The sequence below is a fragment of the Streptomyces sp. NPDC056222 genome (genome assembly GCF_042264065.1).
Lineage (GTDB): Bacteria > Actinomycetota > Actinomycetes > Streptomycetales > Streptomycetaceae > Streptomyces.
Genome location: NZ_JBHJTL010000025.1, coordinates 18,098 through 38,382 on the forward strand (window position 1 = coordinate 18,098; position 20,285 = coordinate 38,382).

At 70.0% G+C, this 20,285-nt stretch carries 23 protein-coding genes; 11 read left to right on the plus strand and 12 right to left on the minus strand.

Annotated elements, in window-relative coordinates:
- Positions 1-29: 29 nt before the first annotated feature.
- The gene (locus ACFC0D_RS14685) at positions 30-365 is read right to left on the minus strand and encodes a YbaB/EbfC family nucleoid-associated protein (protein WP_362363380.1); all 336 of its coding nucleotides are present in this window, start codon (positions 363-365) and stop codon (positions 30-32) included.
- A gap of 302 nt (positions 366-667) precedes the next feature.
- Between ACFC0D_RS14685 and ACFC0D_RS14690 the strand changes: the two genes are divergently transcribed.
- The gene (locus ACFC0D_RS14690) at positions 668-1,396 is read left to right on the plus strand and encodes an SLATT domain-containing protein (protein WP_376434960.1); all 729 of its coding nucleotides are present in this window, start codon (positions 668-670) and stop codon (positions 1,394-1,396) included.
- A 73-nt stretch (positions 1,397-1,469) separates the two neighbouring features.
- Here the strand turns inward: ACFC0D_RS14690 and ACFC0D_RS14695 are convergent, their stop codons facing one another.
- From ACFC0D_RS14695 to ACFC0D_RS14705, 3 genes are all read right to left on the minus strand, one after another.
- Positions 1,470-2,120 carry a hypothetical protein gene (locus ACFC0D_RS14695; protein ID WP_376434815.1) on the minus strand — a complete coding sequence of 217 codons (651 nt, stop codon included), beginning with the start codon at positions 2,118-2,120 and terminating at the stop codon, positions 1,470-1,472.
- A 115-nt stretch (positions 2,121-2,235) separates the two neighbouring features.
- Entirely contained in the window at positions 2,236-2,934 is a 699-nt protein-coding gene (locus tag ACFC0D_RS14700; RefSeq protein ID WP_376434817.1) for a GntR family transcriptional regulator, read from the minus strand.
- A gap of 114 nt (positions 2,935-3,048) precedes the next feature.
- Positions 3,049-4,410 (minus strand): aspartate aminotransferase family protein, encoded by a 1,362-nt coding sequence (locus ACFC0D_RS14705; protein ID WP_376434819.1) that lies wholly within the window; start codon positions 4,408-4,410, stop codon positions 3,049-3,051.
- Between the two features lie 216 nt (positions 4,411-4,626).
- On the opposite strand from ACFC0D_RS14705, the gene ACFC0D_RS14710 reads away from it, so the two are divergent.
- Both ACFC0D_RS14710 and ACFC0D_RS14715 read left to right on the plus strand, forming a co-directional pair.
- Complete coding sequence (locus ACFC0D_RS14710) at positions 4,627-5,253, plus strand: DJ-1/PfpI family protein (protein ID WP_376434821.1); 627 nt, start codon at positions 4,627-4,629, stop codon at positions 5,251-5,253.
- The gene (locus ACFC0D_RS14715) at positions 5,250-5,753 is read left to right on the plus strand and encodes a helix-turn-helix domain-containing protein (RefSeq protein WP_329118887.1); all 504 of its coding nucleotides are present in this window, start codon (positions 5,250-5,252) and stop codon (positions 5,751-5,753) included. Before ACFC0D_RS14710 ends, ACFC0D_RS14715 begins: the two co-directional genes overlap by 4 nt.
- Here the strand turns inward: ACFC0D_RS14715 and ACFC0D_RS14720 are convergent.
- Positions 5,686-6,207 (minus strand): VOC family protein, encoded by a 522-nt coding sequence (locus ACFC0D_RS14720; RefSeq protein WP_376434824.1) that lies wholly within the window; start codon positions 6,205-6,207, stop codon positions 5,686-5,688. The two genes, ACFC0D_RS14715 and ACFC0D_RS14720, sit on opposite strands and share 68 nt — an antisense overlap.
- A 247-nt stretch (positions 6,208-6,454) precedes the next feature.
- On the opposite strand from ACFC0D_RS14720, the gene ACFC0D_RS14725 reads away from it, so the two are divergent.
- The gene (locus tag ACFC0D_RS14725) at positions 6,455-7,654 is read left to right on the plus strand and encodes a hypothetical protein (protein ID WP_376434826.1); all 1,200 of its coding nucleotides are present in this window, start codon (positions 6,455-6,457) and stop codon (positions 7,652-7,654) included.
- 131 nt (positions 7,655-7,785) lie between these two features.
- Here ACFC0D_RS14725 and ACFC0D_RS14730 read toward each other — a convergent pair whose 3' ends face one another.
- Positions 7,786-8,169, minus strand: coding sequence for a hypothetical protein (locus ACFC0D_RS14730; protein ID WP_376434828.1), 384 nt, complete (start codon positions 8,167-8,169; stop codon positions 7,786-7,788).
- 183 nt (positions 8,170-8,352) lie between these two features.
- On the opposite strand from ACFC0D_RS14730, the gene ACFC0D_RS14735 reads away from it, so the two are divergent.
- The 3 genes from ACFC0D_RS14735 (at position 8,353) to ACFC0D_RS14745 (ending at position 9,911) form a co-directional block, all read left to right on the plus strand.
- Complete coding sequence (locus ACFC0D_RS14735; protein WP_376434830.1) at positions 8,353-9,189, plus strand: helix-turn-helix transcriptional regulator; 837 nt, start codon at positions 8,353-8,355, stop codon at positions 9,187-9,189.
- Complete coding sequence (locus ACFC0D_RS14740) at positions 9,186-9,425, plus strand: DUF397 domain-containing protein (protein ID WP_376434832.1); 240 nt, start codon at positions 9,186-9,188, stop codon at positions 9,423-9,425. The genes ACFC0D_RS14735 and ACFC0D_RS14740 overlap by 4 nt, the downstream gene beginning before the upstream one ends.
- 156 nt (positions 9,426-9,581) lie before the next feature.
- Positions 9,582-9,911: a hypothetical protein gene (locus ACFC0D_RS14745; protein ID WP_376434834.1), complete on the plus strand. Its 330-nt coding sequence runs from the start codon at positions 9,582-9,584 to the stop codon at positions 9,909-9,911.
- A gap of 69 nt (positions 9,912-9,980) precedes the next feature.
- Here ACFC0D_RS14745 and ACFC0D_RS14750 read toward each other — a convergent pair whose 3' ends face one another.
- On the minus strand, positions 9,981-10,865 hold the full coding sequence (locus tag ACFC0D_RS14750) for a glycoside hydrolase family 19 protein (protein WP_376434836.1): 885 nt from the start codon (positions 10,863-10,865) through the stop codon (positions 9,981-9,983).
- A gap of 109 nt (positions 10,866-10,974) precedes the next feature.
- Positions 10,975-11,442, minus strand: a complete 468-nt coding sequence (locus ACFC0D_RS14755; protein WP_376434838.1) for a MarR family winged helix-turn-helix transcriptional regulator — start codon at positions 11,440-11,442, stop codon at positions 10,975-10,977.
- Between the two features lie 96 nt (positions 11,443-11,538).
- Here ACFC0D_RS14755 and ACFC0D_RS14760 point away from each other — a divergent pair, with 96 nt between their 5' ends.
- Complete coding sequence (locus ACFC0D_RS14760; protein ID WP_376434840.1) at positions 11,539-12,426, plus strand: haloalkane dehalogenase; 888 nt, start codon at positions 11,539-11,541, stop codon at positions 12,424-12,426.
- Positions 12,427-12,604: 178 nt separating this feature from the next.
- Here the strand turns inward: ACFC0D_RS14760 and ACFC0D_RS14765 are convergent, their stop codons facing one another.
- Positions 12,605-13,546 (minus strand): NADP-dependent oxidoreductase, encoded by a 942-nt coding sequence (locus ACFC0D_RS14765; RefSeq protein WP_376434842.1) that lies wholly within the window; start codon positions 13,544-13,546, stop codon positions 12,605-12,607.
- Positions 13,547-13,723: 177 nt separating this feature from the next.
- Between ACFC0D_RS14765 and ACFC0D_RS14770 the strand changes: the two genes are divergently transcribed.
- Entirely contained in the window at positions 13,724-15,250 is a 1,527-nt protein-coding gene (locus ACFC0D_RS14770) for a PstS family phosphate ABC transporter substrate-binding protein (protein ID WP_376434845.1), read from the plus strand.
- A 47-nt stretch (positions 15,251-15,297) separates the two neighbouring features.
- On the plus strand, positions 15,298-17,157 hold the full coding sequence (locus ACFC0D_RS14775; protein WP_376434847.1) for a serine/threonine-protein kinase: 1,860 nt from the start codon (positions 15,298-15,300) through the stop codon (positions 17,155-17,157).
- A gap of 113 nt (positions 17,158-17,270) precedes the next feature.
- Here ACFC0D_RS14775 and ACFC0D_RS14780 read toward each other — a convergent pair whose 3' ends face one another.
- From ACFC0D_RS14780 to ACFC0D_RS14790, 3 genes are all read right to left on the minus strand, one after another.
- Positions 17,271-17,621 (minus strand): hypothetical protein, encoded by a 351-nt coding sequence (locus tag ACFC0D_RS14780; protein ID WP_376434849.1) that lies wholly within the window; start codon positions 17,619-17,621, stop codon positions 17,271-17,273.
- Complete coding sequence (locus ACFC0D_RS14785) at positions 17,618-18,265, minus strand: DUF6232 family protein (protein ID WP_376434851.1); 648 nt, start codon at positions 18,263-18,265, stop codon at positions 17,618-17,620. The genes ACFC0D_RS14780 and ACFC0D_RS14785 overlap by 4 nt, the downstream gene beginning before the upstream one ends.
- Positions 18,266-18,332: 67 nt before the next feature.
- On the minus strand, positions 18,333-19,232 hold the full coding sequence (locus ACFC0D_RS14790; protein ID WP_376434853.1) for a LysR family transcriptional regulator: 900 nt from the start codon (positions 19,230-19,232) through the stop codon (positions 18,333-18,335).
- A gap of 89 nt (positions 19,233-19,321) precedes the next feature.
- Between ACFC0D_RS14790 and ACFC0D_RS14795 the strand changes: the two genes are divergently transcribed.
- Positions 19,322-20,152: an oxidoreductase gene (locus tag ACFC0D_RS14795; RefSeq protein WP_376434855.1), complete on the plus strand. Its 831-nt coding sequence runs from the start codon at positions 19,322-19,324 to the stop codon at positions 20,150-20,152.
- Positions 20,153-20,285: the final 133 nt, after the last annotated feature.

The following is a 20,285-nucleotide window of genomic DNA, read 5'->3' on the forward strand; positions in this document are numbered from 1 at the left end:
CACCTTAGAAGCCCGGGCGCGGAAGCGGCTCAGAAGCCGAGGCCCGGCATTCCGCCCAGGCCCTGCGTCAGCGGGCCCAGCTTGGCCTGCTGAAGCTGCTGTGCGTTGTCGTTGGCGGCCTGGACTGCGGCCACGATCAGGTCGGCCAGCGTCTCGGTGTCCTCGGGGTCCACGGCCTTGGGGTCGATCACCAGGCCGCGCAGCTCGCCGGAGCCGGTGACCGTCGCCGTCACCAGGCCACCGCCCGCCTGACCGTCGACCTCGGTCGCGGCGAGCTCCTCCTGGGCGCGCGCGAGATCCTGCTGCATCTTCTGGGCCTGCTGGAGGAGCTGCTGCATATTGGGCTGGCCACCACCGGGAATCACGGTCACTCCTGGCATTTCGACGGTATACGGATGACATCCGGACGACTGATGTGACGACTGACGTTCGGTACGGCCGAGCCTACGTGGTCCATGCCCGGCCTGCCGCCACAACTCTTTCGAGTGAGAAACTGCGGGCTCCTCTACCTGATCAAGACCCCCTTGTGGGCGGAAAACCCGGGATTCCGGGCCCACAGCCCACCATTCGGCGGTAGGAAGGGCAGGCACCACGTGCACCGCACGTCACAGAAGGACACGAGCGCCGAGCTGAACAGAGGAGTGCCCCGGTGAGCCAGCAGCCGGAGATGCAGCCGCCGCAGCAGCCGCCGGGGCAGCCGGGACAGCCCGGGGGGCCCGCAGCGAGCCGCGATCTGACCGGGACGCCGTTCCCGCTCGGCGACTGGGGCGAGCCTGCGGAGCGTCTGGACGAGCTCTACCGCTGGGTCGAGTCGAATGCTCTGCGCACGGCGGAGTGGTATCTGTCCGACCGGGTCTGGAAGCGCCGCTGCGCCCGGATCCTGCGGGTCGGCACGGCGCTGGGTGTCATCGCGGGCGCGGCGCTGCCGCTGCTCGACGTCACCGACATGGCGGACGGGGCGGCGGGCTGGGGGTATCTGTCGCTGCTGCTCGGCGCGGCCTGTCTGGTCTGCGACCGGTACTTCGGTCTGACGTCCGGCTGGATAAGGGACGTGGCGACGGCCCAGGCGGTGCAGCGCAGGCTGCAGGCTCTGCAGTTCGACTGGGCGTCGGAGAGCGTACGGGAGGTCCTCGGGCCCACGGAGGGGACCGCCAGCGAGGCGGCGGAGCGCTGCCTCGGAGTGCTGCGGCGGTTCTCGGAGGACGTGACGGAGCTCGTACGGGCCGAGACGGCGGACTGGATGATCGAGTTCCGTTCGGGCCCCGCGCCGCTGGCCCTCCAGTCGGTGGGTGCCGGCGCGGCCCGCCCCGAGGGCTCCCACCCCTCGTCCCGCTTTCCCCTCCCCCCGGGCACCCGCCCGAACATGCCGCGCCAGCGGCCTCCGGAGCCGCGCTGACCGGCAGCACACGTGAGAAGGGCGCCCCGCGCCATGAGGGGCGCCCTTCTCATCGGTCGGATGTCTGCCGGGCTCAGCTCAGGATGATCATCGAGCCCTGTCCGAGGCTCCGCGTCGCCGCCGCGTGCAGCCCGAGCCACACATGACGCTCGCGCGCGAACGGACTGTCGTCGTACGCGATGGCTCCCGCCGGCTCCTCGAGCGTGGTCGGGCGCTCCGGTGGGAGCGGGGCGGCCGGCGGGTTGGCCGGGTCGATCCCGATCGCCGGGGCGACGAACTCCAGCTCCCGCAGCAGGCCGTGCGAGGACCCCAGCGGGCCGCCGCCCTCCAGGAGCTCGTCGTTGGAGAGCGGGGCGGGGAAGTCCACGGGGACGTACGCGCCGGCGTGGTCGTAGTGCCAGACCAGATGGGACTGTTGTGCGGTCGCCTCGAACATCTCGAGGAGCTGCTCGTAGTCACCGCCGAGCTCGTCGACCGGTTCGACCGCGAGACCGCACATCAGCAGCAGATAGGCGCGGCGGAGGAAGTGCAGGGCCTCGTAGTCGAATCCGGCGACGGGCGCCACGTCGCCCGAGAGCCCCGGCATGTAGGCGAAGACGGGAACGGTGGGCAGACCGGACGCGGTCAGAGCCTTGTCGTAGGCGGCGATCTCTTCGGCGAAGGGATTGTCGGGGCTGTGACACAGCACGTCGACAAGAGGGACCAGCCACAGGTCACAGGCCAAGGGAGGCTCTCTCTCCGTCAGTTGCAGGGACGGCCAGGGTAGTCGGCGCGGTCCGTGCCGCACACCCGCTGGTGACCTGCCCTTCGACACTCCCGCCGACACCCTCGCGCCGCCGTCACTCCGAGAGTCGCTCCAGGCGGTCCGCCCACGCCAGGGACTGGCTGTTGTACGCCTGGACGACCGCGACGGCCGCCTCGGCGTCCCCGAGCGTGAGCGCGTCGACGAGGTCGACGTGCCCGCTCCACAGCCAGCCGAGGACATCGCGGTCGGACCGCAGATACGGCACGGAGAACACCCACGCCTGGACCCGCAGCCGGTGCAGGAAGTCGGCGATGTAGTCGTTGTTGGAGACCAGCCTGGCCAGTTCGCGCCAGTAGCGGATGTCGTACCCGATGAGGATGTCCAGGTCGCCCGCGCGGGCCGCCCGCGCCGCCGCCTCGCCCCGGCGCCGTACCGAGACGAGCGCGACCCCGCGGGAGACGTCGGGCTCGGCGGGCGGCACGGGGGTGGGTGTGTGGCGGCGGAAGATGCCGTCCACGACGAGCATCCGGGCCTCGACCATCCCGCGGTAGTCGTCCACCGAGAACTGGTGCACCCGGAAGCCGCGGTGCTGGTCGGAGTCGAGGAGCCCCTGCGCGGAGAGGTCGACGAGGGCTTCGCGTACGGGCGTCGCCGACACCCCGTACTGCTCGGCGATCTGCTTGACGGTGAATTCCTCGCCGGGCTGCAAACGCCCAGCGAGCACCTCGTCACGGAGCGCGTCCGCGATCTGCCGCCGCAGGGTGTTGCGGGTGACAGCTCCGCTCGCGGGCATCTTGGTCGGCCCCCTCCGTCCGGCTTCGCACACCCTAGACCAGACGGAGGGAAGCCTCCGTGACGCCGGTTACGCGACGTTTGCGCCACCGGCCGCGCACCCGACGGCGCCGCGTTACGCGGTGTGCTCGTCGGCCACGCTCAGGGCCGCGTCGAGGGCGGCGAGGCCCTCCTTGGCCTCGGCCTCGGAGACGTTGCAGGCGGGGACGGCGTGGGTGCGGTTCATGTTGATGAAGGGCCACAGGCCGTGCTTCTTGGCCTCCGCGCCGAAGGCCGCCATGGGGGCGTTGGCCGCGCCCGTCGCGTTGTACGGGACGAGCGGCTCGCGGGTCTCCTTGTTCTTGACCAGGTCGAGCGCCCAGAACGTACCCATGCCGCGCACCTCGCCGACCGACGGGTGACGCTCGGCGAGCTCGCGCAGGCCGGGGCCGAGGACGGTCTCGCCGATGCGGGCGGAGTGCTCGACGACCTTCTCGTCCTCCATGACCTGGATGGTGGCCACGGCGGCGGCACAGGCGAGCGGGTGACCGGAGTAGGTCAGTCCGCCCGGGTAGGGCCGCTTGTCGAAGGTCGCGGCGATCTCGGCGCTGATGGCGACGCCGCCGAGAGGCACGTAGCCGGAGTTCACACCCTTGGCGAAGGTCATCAGGTCGGGCACGACGTCGAAGTGCTCGGCGGCGAACCACTTGCCGGTGCGGCCGAAGCCGGCCATGACCTCGTCGAGGACGAAGACGATGCCGTACTTGTCGCAGATCTCTCGGACGCCGGCGAGGTAGCCGGGCGGCGGGGTCATGATGCCGGCGGTGCCGGGGACCGTCTCCAGGATGATCGCGGCGATGGTCGCCGGACCCTCGAAGGCGATGGTGTCCTCCAGGTGCGCGAGAGCGCGCTCGCACTCCTGCTGCTCGTTCTCGGCGTAGAACGGCGAGCGGTAGAGGAACGGCGCCCAGAAGCGCACGACGCCGGCGGAGCCGGTGTCGGAGGCCCAGCGGCGCGGGTCGCCGGTGAGGTTGATCGCGGTGGAGGTGGCGCCGTGGTACGACCGGAAGGCGGAGAGCACCTTGTGGCGGCCCGTGTGCAGACGGGCCATCCGTACGGCGTTCTCGACGGCCTCGGCGCCGCCGTTGGTGAAGAAGATCTTGTCCAGGTCGCCGGGGGTGCGCTCGGCGATGAGGCGTGCGGCCTCGGAGCGTACGTCGATGGCGAAGGCGGGCGCGAAGGTGGTGAGCTTCGCGGCCTGCTCCTGGATGGCGGCGACCACGCGCGGGTGCTGGTAGCCGATGTTGGTGTAGACGAGGCCGCTGGTGAAGTCGAGGTAGCGGTTGCCGTCGTAGTCCCAGAAGTACGAACCCTCGGCACCGGCGACGGCGAGCGGGTCGATCAGGCCCTGGGCGGACCAGGAGTGGAACACGTGCGCACGGTCGGCGGCCTTCACGGCCGCGCCGGCCTGGGGGTCGGGTTCGACATGAGGGGTCATATGCCAAGGGTAAGGACGCGCAGGTCGGAGCGGCCATGACCATCTTGTCCACCGAGACCGCGGGCGACACGACACGTTGCCGCGCCCGCTCCGCGCGGGCGCGCCCGCCCGCGCTCTCCGTGCCCTGACCCAGCTCGCCATTGACAGCATCCTGTCGACATGACAGCCTTCTGTCATACAAGGAACGGCATCGACACGAACGCTGGAGGCCCAGAAATGCCCCGCACCGTCCACCTCGCCGTGTACGACACCCTCGCCGACTGGGAGACCGGCCACGCCACCGCCTGGCTCGCCCGCTCCGGCTTCACCGTCAGCACCGTCGGCCCCGTCGCCGACAAGCCCGTCACCACCATCGGCGGCACGCGGATCGTCCCCGACCTCTCCCTCGAGGACCTCCGCCCGGAGGACAGCGCGCTCCTGCTCCTCCCCGGCGCCGACCTCTGGGACACGAGCGACGACCTCGCCCCGTTCGCGGCGACGGCCCGCCGCTTCCTCGACGCCGGCGTCCCCGTCGCCGCCATCTGCGGCGCCACCGCCGGGCTGGCCCGCGAGGGCCTCCTCGACGACCGCGCGCACACCAGCGCGATCTCGTTCTACCTGGCCGCGACCGGCTACAAGGGCGGCGAGCACTACGTCGACGCCGACGCGGTCACGGACAAGGGCGTCGACGGCGTCGGCGACCTGATCACCGCCGGACCGACCGAGCCGGTCGCCTTCGCCCGCGAGGTGCTCGGGAACATGGGCGCCTTCGACGGCACCAGGCTGGACGCCTGGTACCGCCTCTTCCACGACTCCGACCCGGCGGCCTACGAAGAGCTCAACGCGGACGAAGAGGCCTCGTGAGCCGCGAGCAGCAGGACGCCCTCGCCCGCACCGCGCTGAGCGTCTTCCGGCTCAACGGCCAGTTCCTCGCCGCCTCGGAGGAACTGGCCCGCCCCGTCGGCCTCACGGCCGCCTGGTGGCAGGTCCTCGGAGCCGTACTCCGCACCCCGCAGCCCGTCGCGGGCATCGCCCGCACCATGGGCATCACCCGCCAGAGCGTCCAGCGGATCGCGGACCTCCTGGTGGAGCGGGGCCTCGCCGTGTACGAGCCCAATCCGGCCCACCGCCGCGCGAAGCTCCTGTCACCGACCCCGGAAGGGCTGGCGGCCGTCGAGCGGCTCGACCCCGGCCACGCCGACCTCGCGGCCCGACTCGCCGACGCCCTCGGCGGCCAGGCGGAGTTCGACGAGACCGTACGGGTCCTGGAACGGCTCTCCAGGGCGCTGGAAGCGGTCACCGAGGCGGATCCTGCTCCCCCGGTCGGTACATGGCCCCCGTCACGTACTCCATCGCCCGAGTGAAGACGGGGTCCGTCATCCGGCGGCCCATCTCCTCCTCGTCGACGTCCTCGATATGGGTCTGGATCCACCAGAGATTCCCGAACGGATCGCGGACCCGGCCGACCTTGTCGCCGAAGAAGAGGTGGGTCACCTCCGTGACGGACGCACCGCCCGCCGCGACGGCCTGCCGGTGCGTGGCCTCCGCGTCCTCCACGTACAGCCGGATGAACGCGGGCGTCGCGTCCCAGCCCGGCGGGCTGTCGAAGGCCATCAGCCGGCCGTTCCCGATCCTGAGCTCGGCGTGCCCGATCTTCCCGTCGTCCATGACGACGCGGCCCAGGTCCTCGGCCCCGAAGGCGCGCTCCAGGTAGTCGATGAGCCCGGCGGTGTCATGGCCGATGACCCACGGGGTGACCGTGGTGTACCCCTCGGGAATCGGCTGGACCTGACGCTGATCCTGCTTGTTCTCGCTCATGCCCCGAAGGTAGGGCGCAATGAGGCCGGATCCCGTCCTAGTACTCGAGCCGAACCCTGGGTTCCTGACCCGGGACGATGCCGAGCGGCTGGAGTCGGTCCCTGGGATCCCCGCGCAGAACCCGTAATGGACTGCCGACTTTCACCCAATCGGTGACCAATCTTTGATCCTCGGCGAGTAGCTTTCCAATGCACGCATTCTCGGGAGTGCTCTTAGTACACTCCCGAGAGTTACTGGTGCGGCGCCGATGATTGGGCACGAATTGACCGTCGAGGCTAGTGCAAAAACCGAACAGGCAGTTCTGCAGAAGACATGGCGGAGCATTCTGGTTCGACGTGTCATCTTGTCGTATCGACGCGCCAGACTGGCAATCTTCTGCTACCTGGCATGCAAGGTCCTGGGCGTCTCCTGGATTGCGATGCAATCCAGCGAGAGCGACAAGTCGCTTGCCACAATGCTGGGTTATGTATGGGATGCGCAGTGGTACCTGGGCATTGCGCAGAATGGCTACGGGCAGGCAGAACTGATCCCGGGCTACGGCGGTGGCCCGGCCGGCAGATGGCAGGACCTCGCGTTCTTCCCGTTGTATCCGGGGGTCGTGCGCGCAGTCAGCGAAGTGCTACCGATGACGATCGTCGGTACCGCACTGCTGATCACATTCGTGTCCTCCTGCGTCGCCGCATGGGGGATCCATGCTCTCGGAACAGCCCTGCACGGCAAGCGCGTCGGGCTCGTGCTCGTCATCCTGTGGGGTCTGCTGCCGCAGGCGTTCATCCAGTCCATGGCCTACCCGGAGGCACTGTTCACCGCGCTGTGCGCCTGGTCGCTGTATGCGCTGGTGACGCAGCGTCTGATCACGGCGTCCCTCCTTGCCGTGGCTGCGGGCCTGACCCGCCCCTTGGGCGTAGCAGTAGTGGCTGCTGTCGTCGTTACGGCGGTGCTCACTTCTCCGCGCGGGCGTCGAACGCTCTCCGCGATCCTCATCGCGCCACTGGGATTGCTCAGCTATTTCGTGTGGGCCGCAGTGTGTACCGGGCGACCGCTGGGCTACTTCGATGTACAGCGCGACTGGAAGACGCACGTCGACTTCGGCGAGTCGGTGATCGCGGCCACAACCAGGGTGGCCGCCGGCCACGTGAGCGCGGTGGAGCAAACCTCCGTGCTCATCGTGATCGCAGGCCTCGTACTCCTGTGGGCACTCCTGAGCTCGCGTCCGCCGACAGCGGTAGTCGTCTTCACCTTGATCCTGGTAGCCGTAGCTGTGGGCGTGAGCGGCTTCATTCAGATCAAGCCCCGCTTTCTGCTGCCCGGATTCACACTACTGCTGCCCGCGGCCACCTCTCTGGCCAAGGCGAGGCCGATCACACTTGTCATGACGCTCGCCGCACTGGCGTTCATTTCCTTCACGTACGGGGCCTACTTCGTCACCTCCGGATATACGCCGTAGCGCACGTTCGGGAGCGACGCCGGAGCGTGGCCTGGGGCGGAGCGGGCAGATGCGCGCGCTACAGCGGAACGGAACGAAGAGGGGTGCCTCCGTCGGCAGGAACCCGCATCGAGATCCGCTTCTGAAACGCCCTAGTCCGCCAGCATTTCGGTGACCGCGCTGCGCAGAAGCAGAGGATGCACGAACCTCCCCGGCCCGGTCGGCGGAAACCGCCAGGCCAGCGGCCAGGTCCGCCCCGTCAACGCCGGTACGGGTACGTAACTCGCATGGGCGGGCCCGGCATTGAGCCGGGTCACACCACGCGGCCAGGACCGTCGTGCGGTCGTACCGGCCGGAACGAGGAAGTAGACGCCCCGCCGCCCGTTGGCCTCGGTGACGACCGGGCCGGGGTCGCCGCCCGTGAGCTCTTCCATCCAGTCGGCGAGCCGACGGCCGTCTCCGCCGTCGACACGGACGGCGTCGAATTGCACGCCGGCCTTACGGAGTTGGAATCCGGAAACTGGAATCCAATCCATGTTTACCTGTCGATTCTCTACATTCACGAGGACATGTTCCCGCGCCGAAGCTAGCGTTTTCCACGACTGAGGAGGGCGCGTCGGCAACCCCTTGACCTGCGCCAACGCACCTTACAGGCAGTCGAATTCGGCGGAGAGCAGTTGAGACCGGTTGAGATCGGTTGAGTCCGGATGGGGACGGTAATGGCGCGTGCGGAGAACAAGGAAACGGCGGGTCCGGCGGCGCGGATGGCGGCCGCGGTGGCGAAGAGATTGCGGTTGAAGAAGGGCTGGGCGCAGGAGCAGTTGGGGGCGCGAATGGGTTACACCGGCGCGGCGATCAGCGCCATGGAGTGTCTTTCGCAACCGGTGAGCGACGAGATGCTGGTGAAGCTGGAGGAGGTGCTGGGGGACGGTACGGGCATCTTCGAGGAGATGCGGGAGCTGGTGCGGCTGGAGAAGTTGCCGGAGCAGTTCCGGGGGTACGCGCCGATCGAGCAGAAGGCGGTGAGCCTGTGCCTGTACGCCAGCCATGTCGTGCACGGGCTCTTCCAGACGGAGGCGTACGCGCGGGCGCTGATCGCGGGTGGTTATCCGGAGCCGACGCCGGAGCGGGTGGAAGAGCTGGTGGTCGGGCGTATGGCCCGCAAGGCGCTCTTCGACCGCAAGCCGACGTGCGAGATCGAACTGGTGCTGGACGAGTCGGTGCTGCGGCGGCCGATCGGGAGCGCGGAGATCATGCGCGAGCAGCTCACGCACCTCGTGGAGTGCGCGCGGAGGAGGAACGTGAACCTTCAGGTCCTGCCGCTGGACGCGGGCCTGGGCGGTGAGTACGCAGGTGCCCGGGGCGAGTTGAACCTGGTCGAGACCCCGGCCCACGACCGCGTGACTTTCCTGGAGATCCAGGGCGAGAGCCTGCTGATCACCGAGCGGGCAAAGGTCAGTACGCACACTCAGCGGTATGCGAAGATCCGGGCACAGGCCCTGGACCCGCGCGGGTCGCTGGGCCTCATCGAGCGGTTGGCAGGAGAACTGAGATGAGCGAGAACCTGCGCTGGTTCAAATCCAGCTACAGCGACGATGGCGGCGGCAACTGCGTCGAAGTGGCCTTCGACTGGAGGAAGTCGTCCTACAGCGACAGCGGCGGCGGCGACTGCGTCGAGATCGCCACCTGCCCCCACTCCGTCCACCTTCGCGACTCCAAGGTCCCCGACGGTCCCACCTTCGTCGTCGCCCCGGCCTCCTGGTCCGCGTTCCTGGCCGCCTGTCAGGACTGACGTCGTCCCGGCCCTGTCCGGGGCCTCGTCCGGGCCCTGTCCCGGACGCGTCCCGGACGGGACCATGCCTTGAGCGGGTTCGCCGGACGCGACCAGAGTGGTGCCCCGTCAGGCCCCGGAGTCTCCGGAGCCCACACGACGGAGGTGTCAATCAGCATGGTTGTTCGCACGTTATTCGCGAGCGCAGGCATCGGTGCCGCGCTCGCGCTGGGCGCCATGGCCGCTCCGGCGCAGGCCGCGCCCGCACAGGCCGCGTCGTCCCAAGCGTCGCCGTCCCAAGCGTCGGCGTCCGATGTCGTGATCATGTCCTGTCCGCCGCCTCCCACCTCGCCGACGCCCCGTGCGGGCTACCGCTGCCTCTCGTCGTACTCCACCGAGGCGCAGTGCAACACCGGCGTCCTGCGTCACATCGCAGCGACTCCCGCGACCGCGGGCTACTGCCAGAGCAAGGGTTCGAGCTGGTGGGGCTTCGTCAACAGGTACTGATGCTCGACACGCCGGTTCCCGGGGCCCTCCGCCGAGGGTCCCGGGAACCGGCGTGTCCGTACGGGGGCGTCAGCAGTACAGGTTCGCGCCGGTCGGCACGCCGAGGATCTGCGTGAACTGCTGGTACTTGCTCACGCGGCTCTGGACCTGCGCCGGGTTCTTGCCGTCGCACTCCAGCGAGCCGTTGATCGAGCGGATCGTCTGGCCGAAGCCCGCACCGTTGACCATGGCGTTGTGGCCGGTCATCGTGCCGGGGCCGCTCTGGGTGTTCCAGTACCAGAGGCCGGTCTTCCAGGCGATGGGCGCCTCGCGCTCGACGCGGTACGGGTTGTTGAGCAGGTCGATGCCCAGGGCGTCACCCGCGGCCTTGTAGTTGAAGTTCCAGGAGAGCTGGATGGGGCCGCGGCCGTAGTAGGCGGCCTGGCCGGCGGGGCAGCCGTAGGGCTGGCTGCTGTCGCAGTAGTGCGGGTAGTTGGCGGTGTTCTGCTCGACGATGTGGACCAGACCGCCGGTCTCGTGGCTGACGTTGGCGAGGAAGGCGGCGGCCTCCTGCTTCTTCACCGTGTCGTTTCCGGTGTTGGCGAAGCCGGGGTAGGCGCTGAGGGCGGCCGTGAGACCGCTGTACGTGTAGAAGGAGTTCCGGCTCGGGAACATCTGGTTGAACTGGGCCTCGGAGACGACGAATCCGGAGGGGTTCGGGGTCGTACCGCCTCCGCCGCAGGAACCCTCGTCGCGCCAGACGTCGGACGAGCCGGGGCGTTCGTTCTGGGTCCACCACTTGGCGTACCAGTTGTGGCCGTTGTACGAGGCGGTCATGCCGCCGGTGTACACGCTGCCGGAGTTCCAGGCGGCGACGCAGGCGGGCGCGGCGCCCGCCGAGGTTGCCGGGATGAACACGGCCAGCCCGACAGCCGTACAGAGTGCGGACAGGAGGATGAGCAGACGTCGCTTCATGAACTCGCCTTTCCGTGGGGGAAGGCCAGCGAAGCGTCTTTGGTCTGGACCTGTCAAGGTCTAGACCATCACTTGTGACAATCGGCGGTCGAACCACTCGCGGCCGGGCTCAGTGGTTGAGGACGCGCTCCAACAGGCTTGTCAGCAGCTCGCGTTCGAGCTTCGACAGGGGTTCCATCAGCTCGTCCTGGACTCCTGCGAACACCTCGTCCAGGCGCTCCAGATGACTACCGCCCTGCTCGGTCAGGGTGATGACGTTGCGTCGGCGGTCCTCGGGGTCGGGGGTGCGCTCGACGTGCCCACGTTCGGCGAGTTCGTTGATGACGGCGACGAGGTCGCTGCGGTAGATGCCGGTGCGGCGGCTCAGGCCGGCCTGGCTGGTCGGGCCGTACTCGTCGAGCGAGGCGAGCACCGCGTAGTGCCACTTACGGGCGTCCTCCCCCGCGAGCCCCTCGCTGATCAGGCGGTCCGCGCGGGCGGCGGTCAGGGCCAGCAGGCGGCTGGGCAGACCGCGGAGGCGGGCCGGGGTCTGGCGCTCATCCATCTCGGAGGCATCGCCTCCGCTGTCCGTCGTCATGACCGCAGATTACCCCTTGCGTTAGTCGTCCGAACGATGTAGCTTCATTAGCGGCATAAACGTTAGGGTAATAAACGTTAGAGGAGTGAACGGATCATGGCGACGATCAATGTCCTCGACTCGACGATGTACTACGAGGAGTCGGGCGCAGTCGGCAGCGCTGCCGGCGCGGGTGCCGCCCCGCTCGTCTTCCTGCACGGCAACCCCACCTCCTCCCACCTGTGGCGCCATGTCCTCCCGGCCGTCGGCGGCGGGCGGCGGCTGCTCGCTCCGGACCTGATCGGGATGGGGCGGTCGGGCAAGCCGGACCTCGACTACACGTACGCGGACCAGGCGCGGTATCTGGACGCCTGGTTCGAGGCGCTCGGGCTCGACGAGGTCGTGCTGGTGGGGATCGACTGGGGCGGGTCGCTGGCCTTCGACTGGGGCGCCCGGCACCCGGAGCGGGTGCGGGGTGCGGCGTTCATGGAGACGATCCTGCGGCCGATGAGCTGGGAGGAGTTCCCGGAGAAGGCGCGGGACCGGTTCAAGGCGTTCAAGACGCCCGGGGTCGGCGAGGAGCTGGTCCTGGAGAAGAACCTCTTCATCGAGGACTCCTTCACGCAGACCGTGCTCACCGGTCTGGGCGAGGAGGACCTCGATGTCTACCGGGCGCCGTACCCGACGCCCGAGTCCCGGCGTCCGATGCTCGAATGGCCGCGCGCGATGCCGCTGGACGGCGAGCCGGCCGAGGTCGTCTCCCGCATCGAGGCGTACGACACGTGGTTGGCGGACAGCACGGACGTGCCGAAGCTCCTCCTGACCTTCGACGGCTCACCGACCCTGATGGTCGACCCGCCGATGGCGGCCTGGTGCGAGGCGAACATAGCCGCGCTGGAGACCACCCACTGCGGCCCGGCCGGCCACCAGGCCCCGGAGGACCGCCCGAAGGAGATCGCGGCCGCGATCACGGACTGGGCGGACCGACATGGACTGGGGCTGTAGCGCACGAGGCCCCCGGGGCACGGCGGCCGACCGCGGGAGCGGCGCGTTGGCCGGCTGTTGGACCAGCACCGTGACCGGCCACGGGAGCGGCGCCGTGGCTGGCCGCGCGAGCTGCCGACGCCGCGTCCGGCTGGGCCTGCCCTGCGCCGAGCGTCGGTCGTGTCAGCGCCCCCGGGTCTCAGATCATCAGGATCATGCGGCCCGGCCGGTGCCCCGCCTCCGCCCTGCGGTGAGCCTCCGCGACCTCCTCCAGGGGCATGACGTCGGCCACCCGGGTGATGATCTCCCGATCCGCCACCTTCTCCAGGGTCTCCTTCAGCCGTGCGGCGTCCGGCTTCCCGCGGACGGTCTCGACGCGAATGTTCCGTTCGGGGGCCGGCGTCCGGTTGGCGGCGAGCGCGACGAAGGCGCCGCCGTCCTTCACCACTGGGAGAACCGGAGCTGCGTGGAGCGCCCCGTCGAAGACTGCGTCGACCCCCTCCGGGACGAAGTCCAGCACCTTCCGGACCACGTCCTCGGGTGTGCCGCGGGTGACGCTGTGCTCCGCGCCGAGGACCTTCAGTTCGTGCTCGTCGCCCTCGTGGGCGACGGCCACCACCCGCAGTCCGGCCGCCGCGGCGTACTGCAGCGCGAGGCGGCCGACCACCCCGCTGGCGCCGGTCACGACCAGCGTCGACCCAGCGGGGAGCCCGAGCCGGTCGAGGCTCTGCTGGGCGGTGGCAGAGGCCAGCGGGATGGAGGCGGCCACCGTGTAGTCCACGTCGTCCGGGATCGGGGCCACCCACTCCGGGGCGACGCGTACGACCTCGGCGTACGTGCCTTCGCCCGTCAGCTCCTCCCACCAGGGCACGAACCCGGCCACGCGGGTCCCGGCCGCCATGCCCGGCACCGGATCGAGGAGCTTGCCCGCGAAGTCGGTCCCGAGGACGAACGGGGGCTTGAGGTCACCGACCTCGTCGGCGTACACACCGGCGCGGATCCGCAGATCCGCCTGGTTCACACCGGCCGCCTTCAGGCGCACCCGTACCCGTCCCGGGACGTCTCCGGCCTCGGGCTCGGGCCGGCGGGCCATCCTCAGGACCTCAGGGCCACCGTAGGCGGTCACTTCGACGACACGCATGGGGTTCCTCTCCGACAGGCCCCCTCGTGGCCATTACACCCACGGTCCTCACCCCCGGCAACACATGCTCCGCCAACCCGTGCGGCCCCGCGACCGCCGCTGAACGAAGGGAGAACTCCATGTGGCGGGATGCGACCTCCCCCGCGGAACCGCACACGCGTCCGTACCGTCTCGCTCGTGGACTGGCTTACCGCTGAGAACGTCATCGCCGTGGTCACCGCGCTCCTCGGTGTCCTCGTCTCCGCCGGCGTGGTCGCGTACGAGCGCTTCCTCCAGCGGGGCAGGAGGCTCGGCTACCGCGTACAGCTCAACACCCCGCTCCGCGACGCGGGCGAGACCGCCGGCGACCTGACGCTGTGGGACGGCGACATCGGCGACTCCAACGGGTCCACGCTCGTGCTGCTCCGGATCGAGAACGACGGTCTGCGGGACATCACCCACGGCGAATACACCCAGGGGGACGACACCGGAGGGCTGAAGGTCACCTTCGGCGACCGGCTCGTGCGGGCCGTCGTCGCGACGATCCCGCGCGCGTTCGAGCCGGTGAAGATCGACATGGCCGCCGGGCTCGGGCTGCGCAAGCACGAGAACTCCGTCCTGATCCCCAAGGTCTCGCTCGAACGGAAGCAGTACTTCAAGCTGCTCGTCCTGCTCTCCGGCAGCGTGGTCGAAGGCGCGATCCGGATCAACGGCTTCCATGAGACGGTCGAGGTCCACCACAACAAGAGCATGAGCGTCGACGACCGCAGACCGACGTTCAGCCCCGCCGCCCGGAACATCACCCTCGTCCTCGCCGCCTGTGTGCTCGCCCTCGCCACGATCATCGTCCGCAGCGAGACGCCGCCGCCGATCGGCTGCGCCCGGGGCACGCTCACGGTCACCGGGTCGACCGCGTTCGCCCCGGTGGCGCGGGAGCTGGCGAAGAAGTACGAGAAGGACTGCGAGGGCGCCACGGTCGTGGTGGACGCGCACGGTTCGACGGCCGGCATCAGGGAGCTGGCGACGGTCGGCGCCGAGAGCGGCTCCAAGGGCTCCCCTGCCGTCATCGCCCTCTCCGACGGGCGCAAGCCCGGCGGTTATCCGCAGCTGCGGGAAAGCATGGTCGCCGTCTCCCTGTTCACGCTCGTTCTGAACAACGAGATACCGGTCACGAACCTCACCATCGACGAGGTCCGCCGCCTGTACCGGGGCGAGATCACCAACTGGAACCAGATCCCCGGCGGGCCGGACCGTCCGGTCCTGCTGGTCAGCAGGGGCGCCAACTCCGGTACGCGGGAGGTCTTCCAGCGCCGTGTCCTCGGCCGCAACGAGCCCGCCAACTCCTCGCTCGACTGCGTGACCAAGGACGACCCGGGGGCACCGGTCGTCCGCTGCGAACTCGACACCACGGACCAGGTGGTGTCGACCGTCGCCAAGCTCCCGGGTGCCATCGGCTACACCGAACTCCGCTCCGGTACCGGACTGAAGGGCCTGCACCGGGTGTCGATCGACAACCGTGTGCCGAACGTCGACGAGATCGGCGAGTCGACGTACCCGTACCGGGAGATCGAGTACGCCTACACCTGGGGAGAGCCGCCGGCCGACTCGCTGACCTCCAGCTTCCTCACCTACCTGAGCCGTGGCAGCGGCCAGGACGTGATCCGCACCCACGGGCACCTGCCCTGCGCGACACCCAAGGGCCTGCGGATCTGCGGTGAAGGGTGACAACGGGAGGGAGAACCGGCGGGACCGGTCTGGCATCCTCTTTCGACGTGGAGCCTTTGAACACGGAAGACCCGGTCAGCATCGGCCCGTTCCGCCTGCTCGGCCGACTTGGCGTGGGTGGGATGGGTCGGGTGTTCCTGGCGCGTTCGGCCGGCGGCAGGACGGTCGCGGTGAAGGTCGTACACACCGAGCTGGCGGCGCAGGACGAGTTCCGGCGCCGGTTCGCCCGTGAGGTCGCCGCCCTGGAGCGGGTCGGCGGCACGGGCACGACCCCGGTCCTCGGTTCGGACACGGCCGCCGAAGCCCCCTGGGTGGCCATCGGCTACGTACCGGGGCCGTCGCTGCGGACCGTGGTGGGCGACGAGTTCGGGCCGCTGCCCCCTACGACCGTACGGTCCCTGGCGTCCGGGCTCGCGCGGGCGCTCACCCATGTGCACACCGCCGGGCTCGTCCACCGCGATCTGAAGCCCTCGAACGTGCTGCTCACCGTCGACGGCCCGCAGATCATCGACTTCGGCATCGCCCGCGCCGTCGACACGATCACCGACGGCGGACTGACCAGCACCGGAGCGGTGGTCGGCTCCCCCGGCTTCATGTCCCCCGAGCAGGTGCGCGGCGAGAAGCTGAGCCCGGCATCGGACATCTTCTGCCTCGGCTCGGTCCTCGTGTACGCGGCGACGGGCCGCTCCCCGTTCGGTACGGCGGACAGCGGCGTCCACGCCACGATGTTCCGCATCGCCCACGACGAGCCCGACCTGACCGACGTCCCGCCCGAGCTCGCCGGCCTGGTGCGGGCCTGCCTGGCCAAGGACCCGGCGGCCCGGCCCTCCGCCACCGAGCTGGTGGAGACGATCACCGTCGCCGACCCGTGGCTGCCGGCGGAGGTACTGGCCCGCCTCGGCCGCCACGCCGCCCGGGTCCTGGAGGCCGAGGCGGAGTCGACCGCCACCGACGGCACACCGGCCCGCCCGGACGACCCCACACCGCCTCCCGCCCCGAAGGCGACCGGAAAGCGGCGGCGCACCGGCCTGATCGCCGCCGCGACGGCCCTCGTGCTCGCCGCGGCGGCCACGCTCACGTACGTCTTCTGGCCCGACCCGGACAAGGGCATGGACGAGCAGAAGAACCAGGCACGCGGGAAGACCGGTGACGTGTCCGCCCGCCCGGCGGGGATCGTGCCGGCGGCGTTCCTCGGTGCGTGGGAGGGCGTCCAGCGCGGCTCGGCCGACCACCCCAGGGCGACCATGCGGATCGAGATCGGCCAGGGCGCCATGGGCGCCAAGACCGCCGTCTACGTCCAGGTGAACGAGGATCAGCTGTGCATGGGCCGCTCCCGGCTCGTCTCCGCCGACGAGGACAAGGTGGTCCTCGGCGAATCCGACGTCACCACGAGCGTTCCCGCCCAGCGCTGCACGCCCGCCGCCCACCAGACCCTCACCCTGCGCTCCCCCGAGGTCCTGGAGTGGACCTCGGGAGCCGCGAAGACCACCTTCCGCAAGGCCAAGACCGGCACGAACATCGTGCCGACGCAGTTCCTCGGCCGGTGGAAGATGGAGAACGACCCGCTGATCTTCGGTGAGAACGTCGACCGCTACAGCGACGAGGTGACCATCACCCAGGGCCCTGTCGGCGCCACCGTCTTCCGCCGTGTGCACGTCTACCCACGCACCGACGACGAGGGCAACCCGACCCCCGACTCGGTCGCCTGCACCTTCACCGCGATCCTCGCCGGATCAGGAACGCCCCTGATCATCGGCCCGGGAACGTCGGACCCGGACGCCTCCGACCGCGACTGCGAGCGGGCCGACATCTCCGGCTATCTGTCGATCGTCCCCTTCAAGGGGCGGGACAAGCTGTTGGTGTTCCCGATGCTGGACGGGGAGCCGGGCGAATACTTCCGCAGCTAGGGCCTGTGAGAGGTCTGATGACGACCCCACACAGGCCCTGGGGGCGGCCTGGCGGCGCGCCCTGCTGGGCCACAGGGTCCCATCGTCAGGGCGCGTCGGCCGAGAGGTCGGGCCTAGAGCAGCGCGATCACGCGCTCGACCGCCGCGACGAGCGGAGCGCCGATCGCGCCCGCCGCCCCGGCGATCTCCGCGATCCGGTCCAGCGCCCGGCGCCGCTCCTCCGGCTCGGCAGCCGGACCGGCGGCGATGGCCGGCAGGGTGGCGTCGAGGGACTGTGCCGTTCCCGCGGGCACGTTGCCGCGCAGCTCCACGAGCAGGCGGAGCAGCTCCTGCACGGCGGCCTCCATTGCGGGAGAGGTGGCCTGGGCGCCGACCGTCCCCGACTGGTGGTTCACCATGCCGGTGTTGTTCGTCCCGTCGTGCATGTTGACGGTGTTGCCGTAGAAGTAGTTGTCGCCGCTCATCCGTTGGACATCCCCACGTTGCCGCTGCCGCCGTACATGTTCACGGCGTTGCCGAAGAAGTAGTTGGCGGGATTGCTGATCATCACCCGTTCGACCTTCACCGCGAACTCGTTGTCCGGGTTCTCGATCGCCTCCGCGAGGGTGTGGACGAGCTGCCTGAGGTAGGCACGGTCCCGGCTGGTTACGACGGCCTGCGAGGGGCCGGACGTCTCGACGGCCAGGACGAAGTGGGACTTGGCCAGCACCACGCTGAGCATGTCGCCGACGAAGTAGATCACCAGGCACACCACGATGAACCAGAGGAACGGTGTGACCGGGTCCGAGTCGTTCTCGTAGGACGACGAGCCGAGGGAGGTCTCCTCCGTGACGAAGGCCAGGAGCAGCCCCACCAGAAGGAGGACCGCCATCCGCTTCATGAAGCGTACGAAGGCCTCGGCGCGGCGCGGGTGGAGCGTGAACGTGTAGACGCGGGCGATGTTCTGGAGCGGATACGCCGCTCCGTCGACCCAGAGCAGTCGCTTGCTCAGCTTGACCTCGACCACGTCCCCGACCACCGGTGGCGCGGACGGCGGCGCCGGCGGGGCCGCCTTCCACGGCCGCGGCGGTGTGGAAGGCGGTGGTGGCGCCTTCGGTTCTTCTGCCATGAGTCCCCCTGATTCCGACGACGGGTCGACAAGTGTGACCGGAGAAAGGGAAGTTGACGAGAGGGATTCAGGGCAGAGTGCGTGTCGCCGCCGCTCGGGCGTAGTCCTGGACGAGCTGCCGGGTGTCGTCCGCGCGCCAGGCCAGGGCGAAGCGGCTCGGGGACACCCCGTCGACGGGCAGGACGACGACCCCGCCCCGGGTGAGCAGCGGCGCGTTGCCCGCGGCCACCAGGCAGATACCGAGGCCGTCGACGAGCGCCTCGTAGGTCTCGTCCGTACTGGCGATCTCCCCGCCGATCACCGGGGGCCGGCCGTCGCGCGCGTCCAGCGCCAGCCAGTGGTCGCGCAGTTCGGGTGTGGTGGCGGGCAGCGCGAGGAACGGTTCGTCGAGGAGCTCGGCGAAGTCGACACGCTCGCGCCCGGCGAGCGGGTGAGTCTCCGGCAGGGCGACCAGGCGGGGTTCGGTGGCGACGACGGCCCAGCGGTAGCGCTCGGCGTCCGCCAGGGGCAGCCAGACGAAGGCGACGTCGCTGCTGCCGTCGGCGAGCCCGGCCGTCGGGTCCTCCCAGCCCACCTGCCGCAGCTTCAGCCGGATCTCCGGGTGGGCCTCGGTGAAGCGGGAGCGGATCGCCGGCAGCAGCCCGCCCCGGCCCGGGCTGGTGGACATCCCGACGACGAGGGTGGCCTGCTCGACGGCGCGGGCCCGCCGCACGGCCTCGTCCGCCTCCGCCCAGGCGGCGAGCACGGCACGGGCGTGCGGAAGCAGCGCCGTACCGACGGGGGTGAGGCGGACGCCGTGCCGGTCACGGTCGAAGAGCGGGGCACCGAGCTGCCGCTCCAGGGCCCTGATCTGCTTGCTCAGCGCGGGCTGGGAGACGTAGAGCTTCTCGGCGGCTCGGGTGAAGTGCAGTTCCTCGGCGACGGCGACGAAGTACCGCAGGTCCCGCCCGTGCACGTCCATGGTCATAACCATGGGCTATCACGGCAGGTCTTGGACCGGCAATGTCCCTGTGGCACAGGCTGGTTGTGTCATCGAAACGAGGGAGAACGGTCCATATGAGCAAGGTCTGGCTGATCACGGGTGCCAACAGCGGTTTCGGACGCGCCTTCGCCGAGGCGGCGATCGCGGCCGGGGACGTGGTCGTCGCCGCGGCCCGCCGGGTCGCGTCCCTGGACGACCTGGTCGCCGCCCACCCGGACCAGGTCGACGCGGTCGCGCTCGACGTCACCGACACGGCCGCGATCGACCGGGTCGTGGGCGAGGTCGCCGAGCGCCACGGCCGTATCGACGTCCTGGTGAACAACGCGGGCCGCACGCACGTCGGTTCGGTCGAGGAGACCGGCGACGCGGAGCTCCGCTCGCTCTTCGACGTGCACGTCTTCGGCCCGGCGGCGCTGACCCGCGCGGTCCTGCCCCTGATGCGGGCCCGCCGCTCGGGCGCGATCGTACAGCTCAGCAGCGTGGGCGGGCAGATGTCGATGGCCGGCTTCGGCGCGTACAGCGCGACGAAGTTCGCCCTGGAGGGCATGTCGGAGGCGCTGGCCGACGAGGTCCGCCCGCTGGGCATCGATGTCCTGATCGTGGAGCCGGGCGCCTTCCGCACGAGCCTCTTCGGCAACCGCAGCGCGAGCGCGGACGGGATCGCCGACTACGCGGACACGGTGGGGGCGACCCGTACGTACGTGGAGACGAGCGGCGGCACGCAGCCGGGGGACCCGGCGAAGGCGGCGGCAGCGGTCCTGGCCGCCCTGGACGCGGAGGAGACGCCGCTGAGGCTGGCGCTGGGCGACGACTCGATCGACACGATCCTGGGGCACCTGGAGCAGGTGCGGTCGGATGTGACGACGTGGGAGAAGGTCGGCCGCGACACGAAGCTGGACGCGTAGGCGCCGCCCTGTTGTGGTTGGACACAACGGACGGCGCCCCCTCGCCGGGCCTGGGCTCCGGTGACTGAGAGGGCGCCGTACGGTGGGGCGCCGTCGTGGGTTGTGCCCACCCGTTCCTCCCCCTAGGGCTGGC

What these genes read in the sequence shown, in the direction of transcription:
- ACFC0D_RS14690 (WP_376434960.1), top strand. Translation starts at nt 668, where the DNA reads ATGCAGCCGCCGCAGCAGCCGCCGGGGCAGCCGGGACAGCCCGGGGGG.
- ACFC0D_RS14700 (WP_376434817.1), bottom strand. Translation starts at nt 2,934, where the DNA reads ATGCCCGCGAGCGGAGCTGTCACCCGCAACACCCTGCGGCGGCAGATC.
- ACFC0D_RS14705 (WP_376434819.1), bottom strand. Translation starts at nt 4,410, where the DNA reads ATGACCCCTCATGTCGAACCCGACCCCCAGGCCGGCGCGGCCGTGAAG.
- ACFC0D_RS14710 (WP_376434821.1), top strand. Translation starts at nt 4,627, where the DNA reads ATGCCCCGCACCGTCCACCTCGCCGTGTACGACACCCTCGCCGACTGG.
- ACFC0D_RS14720 (WP_376434824.1), bottom strand. Translation starts at nt 6,207, where the DNA reads ATGAGCGAGAACAAGCAGGATCAGCGTCAGGTCCAGCCGATTCCCGAG.
- ACFC0D_RS14725 (WP_376434826.1), top strand. Translation starts at nt 6,455, where the DNA reads ATGATTGGGCACGAATTGACCGTCGAGGCTAGTGCAAAAACCGAACAG.
- ACFC0D_RS14730 (WP_376434828.1), bottom strand. Translation starts at nt 8,169, where the DNA reads ATGGATTGGATTCCAGTTTCCGGATTCCAACTCCGTAAGGCCGGCGTG.
- ACFC0D_RS14735 (WP_376434830.1), top strand. Translation starts at nt 8,353, where the DNA reads ATGGCGCGTGCGGAGAACAAGGAAACGGCGGGTCCGGCGGCGCGGATG.
- ACFC0D_RS14740 (WP_376434832.1), top strand. Translation starts at nt 9,186, where the DNA reads ATGAGCGAGAACCTGCGCTGGTTCAAATCCAGCTACAGCGACGATGGC.
- ACFC0D_RS14745 (WP_376434834.1), top strand. Translation starts at nt 9,582, where the DNA reads ATGGTTGTTCGCACGTTATTCGCGAGCGCAGGCATCGGTGCCGCGCTC.
- ACFC0D_RS14750 (WP_376434836.1), bottom strand. Translation starts at nt 10,865, where the DNA reads ATGAAGCGACGTCTGCTCATCCTCCTGTCCGCACTCTGTACGGCTGTC.
- ACFC0D_RS14755 (WP_376434838.1), bottom strand. Translation starts at nt 11,442, where the DNA reads ATGACGACGGACAGCGGAGGCGATGCCTCCGAGATGGATGAGCGCCAG.
- ACFC0D_RS14760 (WP_376434840.1), top strand. Translation starts at nt 11,539, where the DNA reads ATGGCGACGATCAATGTCCTCGACTCGACGATGTACTACGAGGAGTCG.
- ACFC0D_RS14765 (WP_376434842.1), bottom strand. Translation starts at nt 13,546, where the DNA reads ATGCGTGTCGTCGAAGTGACCGCCTACGGTGGCCCTGAGGTCCTGAGG.
- ACFC0D_RS14780 (WP_376434849.1), bottom strand. Translation starts at nt 17,621, where the DNA reads ATGAGCGGCGACAACTACTTCTACGGCAACACCGTCAACATGCACGAC.
- ACFC0D_RS14785 (WP_376434851.1), bottom strand. Translation starts at nt 18,265, where the DNA reads ATGGCAGAAGAACCGAAGGCGCCACCACCGCCTTCCACACCGCCGCGG.
- ACFC0D_RS14790 (WP_376434853.1), bottom strand. Translation starts at nt 19,232, where the DNA reads ATGACCATGGACGTGCACGGGCGGGACCTGCGGTACTTCGTCGCCGTC.
- ACFC0D_RS14795 (WP_376434855.1), top strand. Translation starts at nt 19,322, where the DNA reads ATGAGCAAGGTCTGGCTGATCACGGGTGCCAACAGCGGTTTCGGACGC.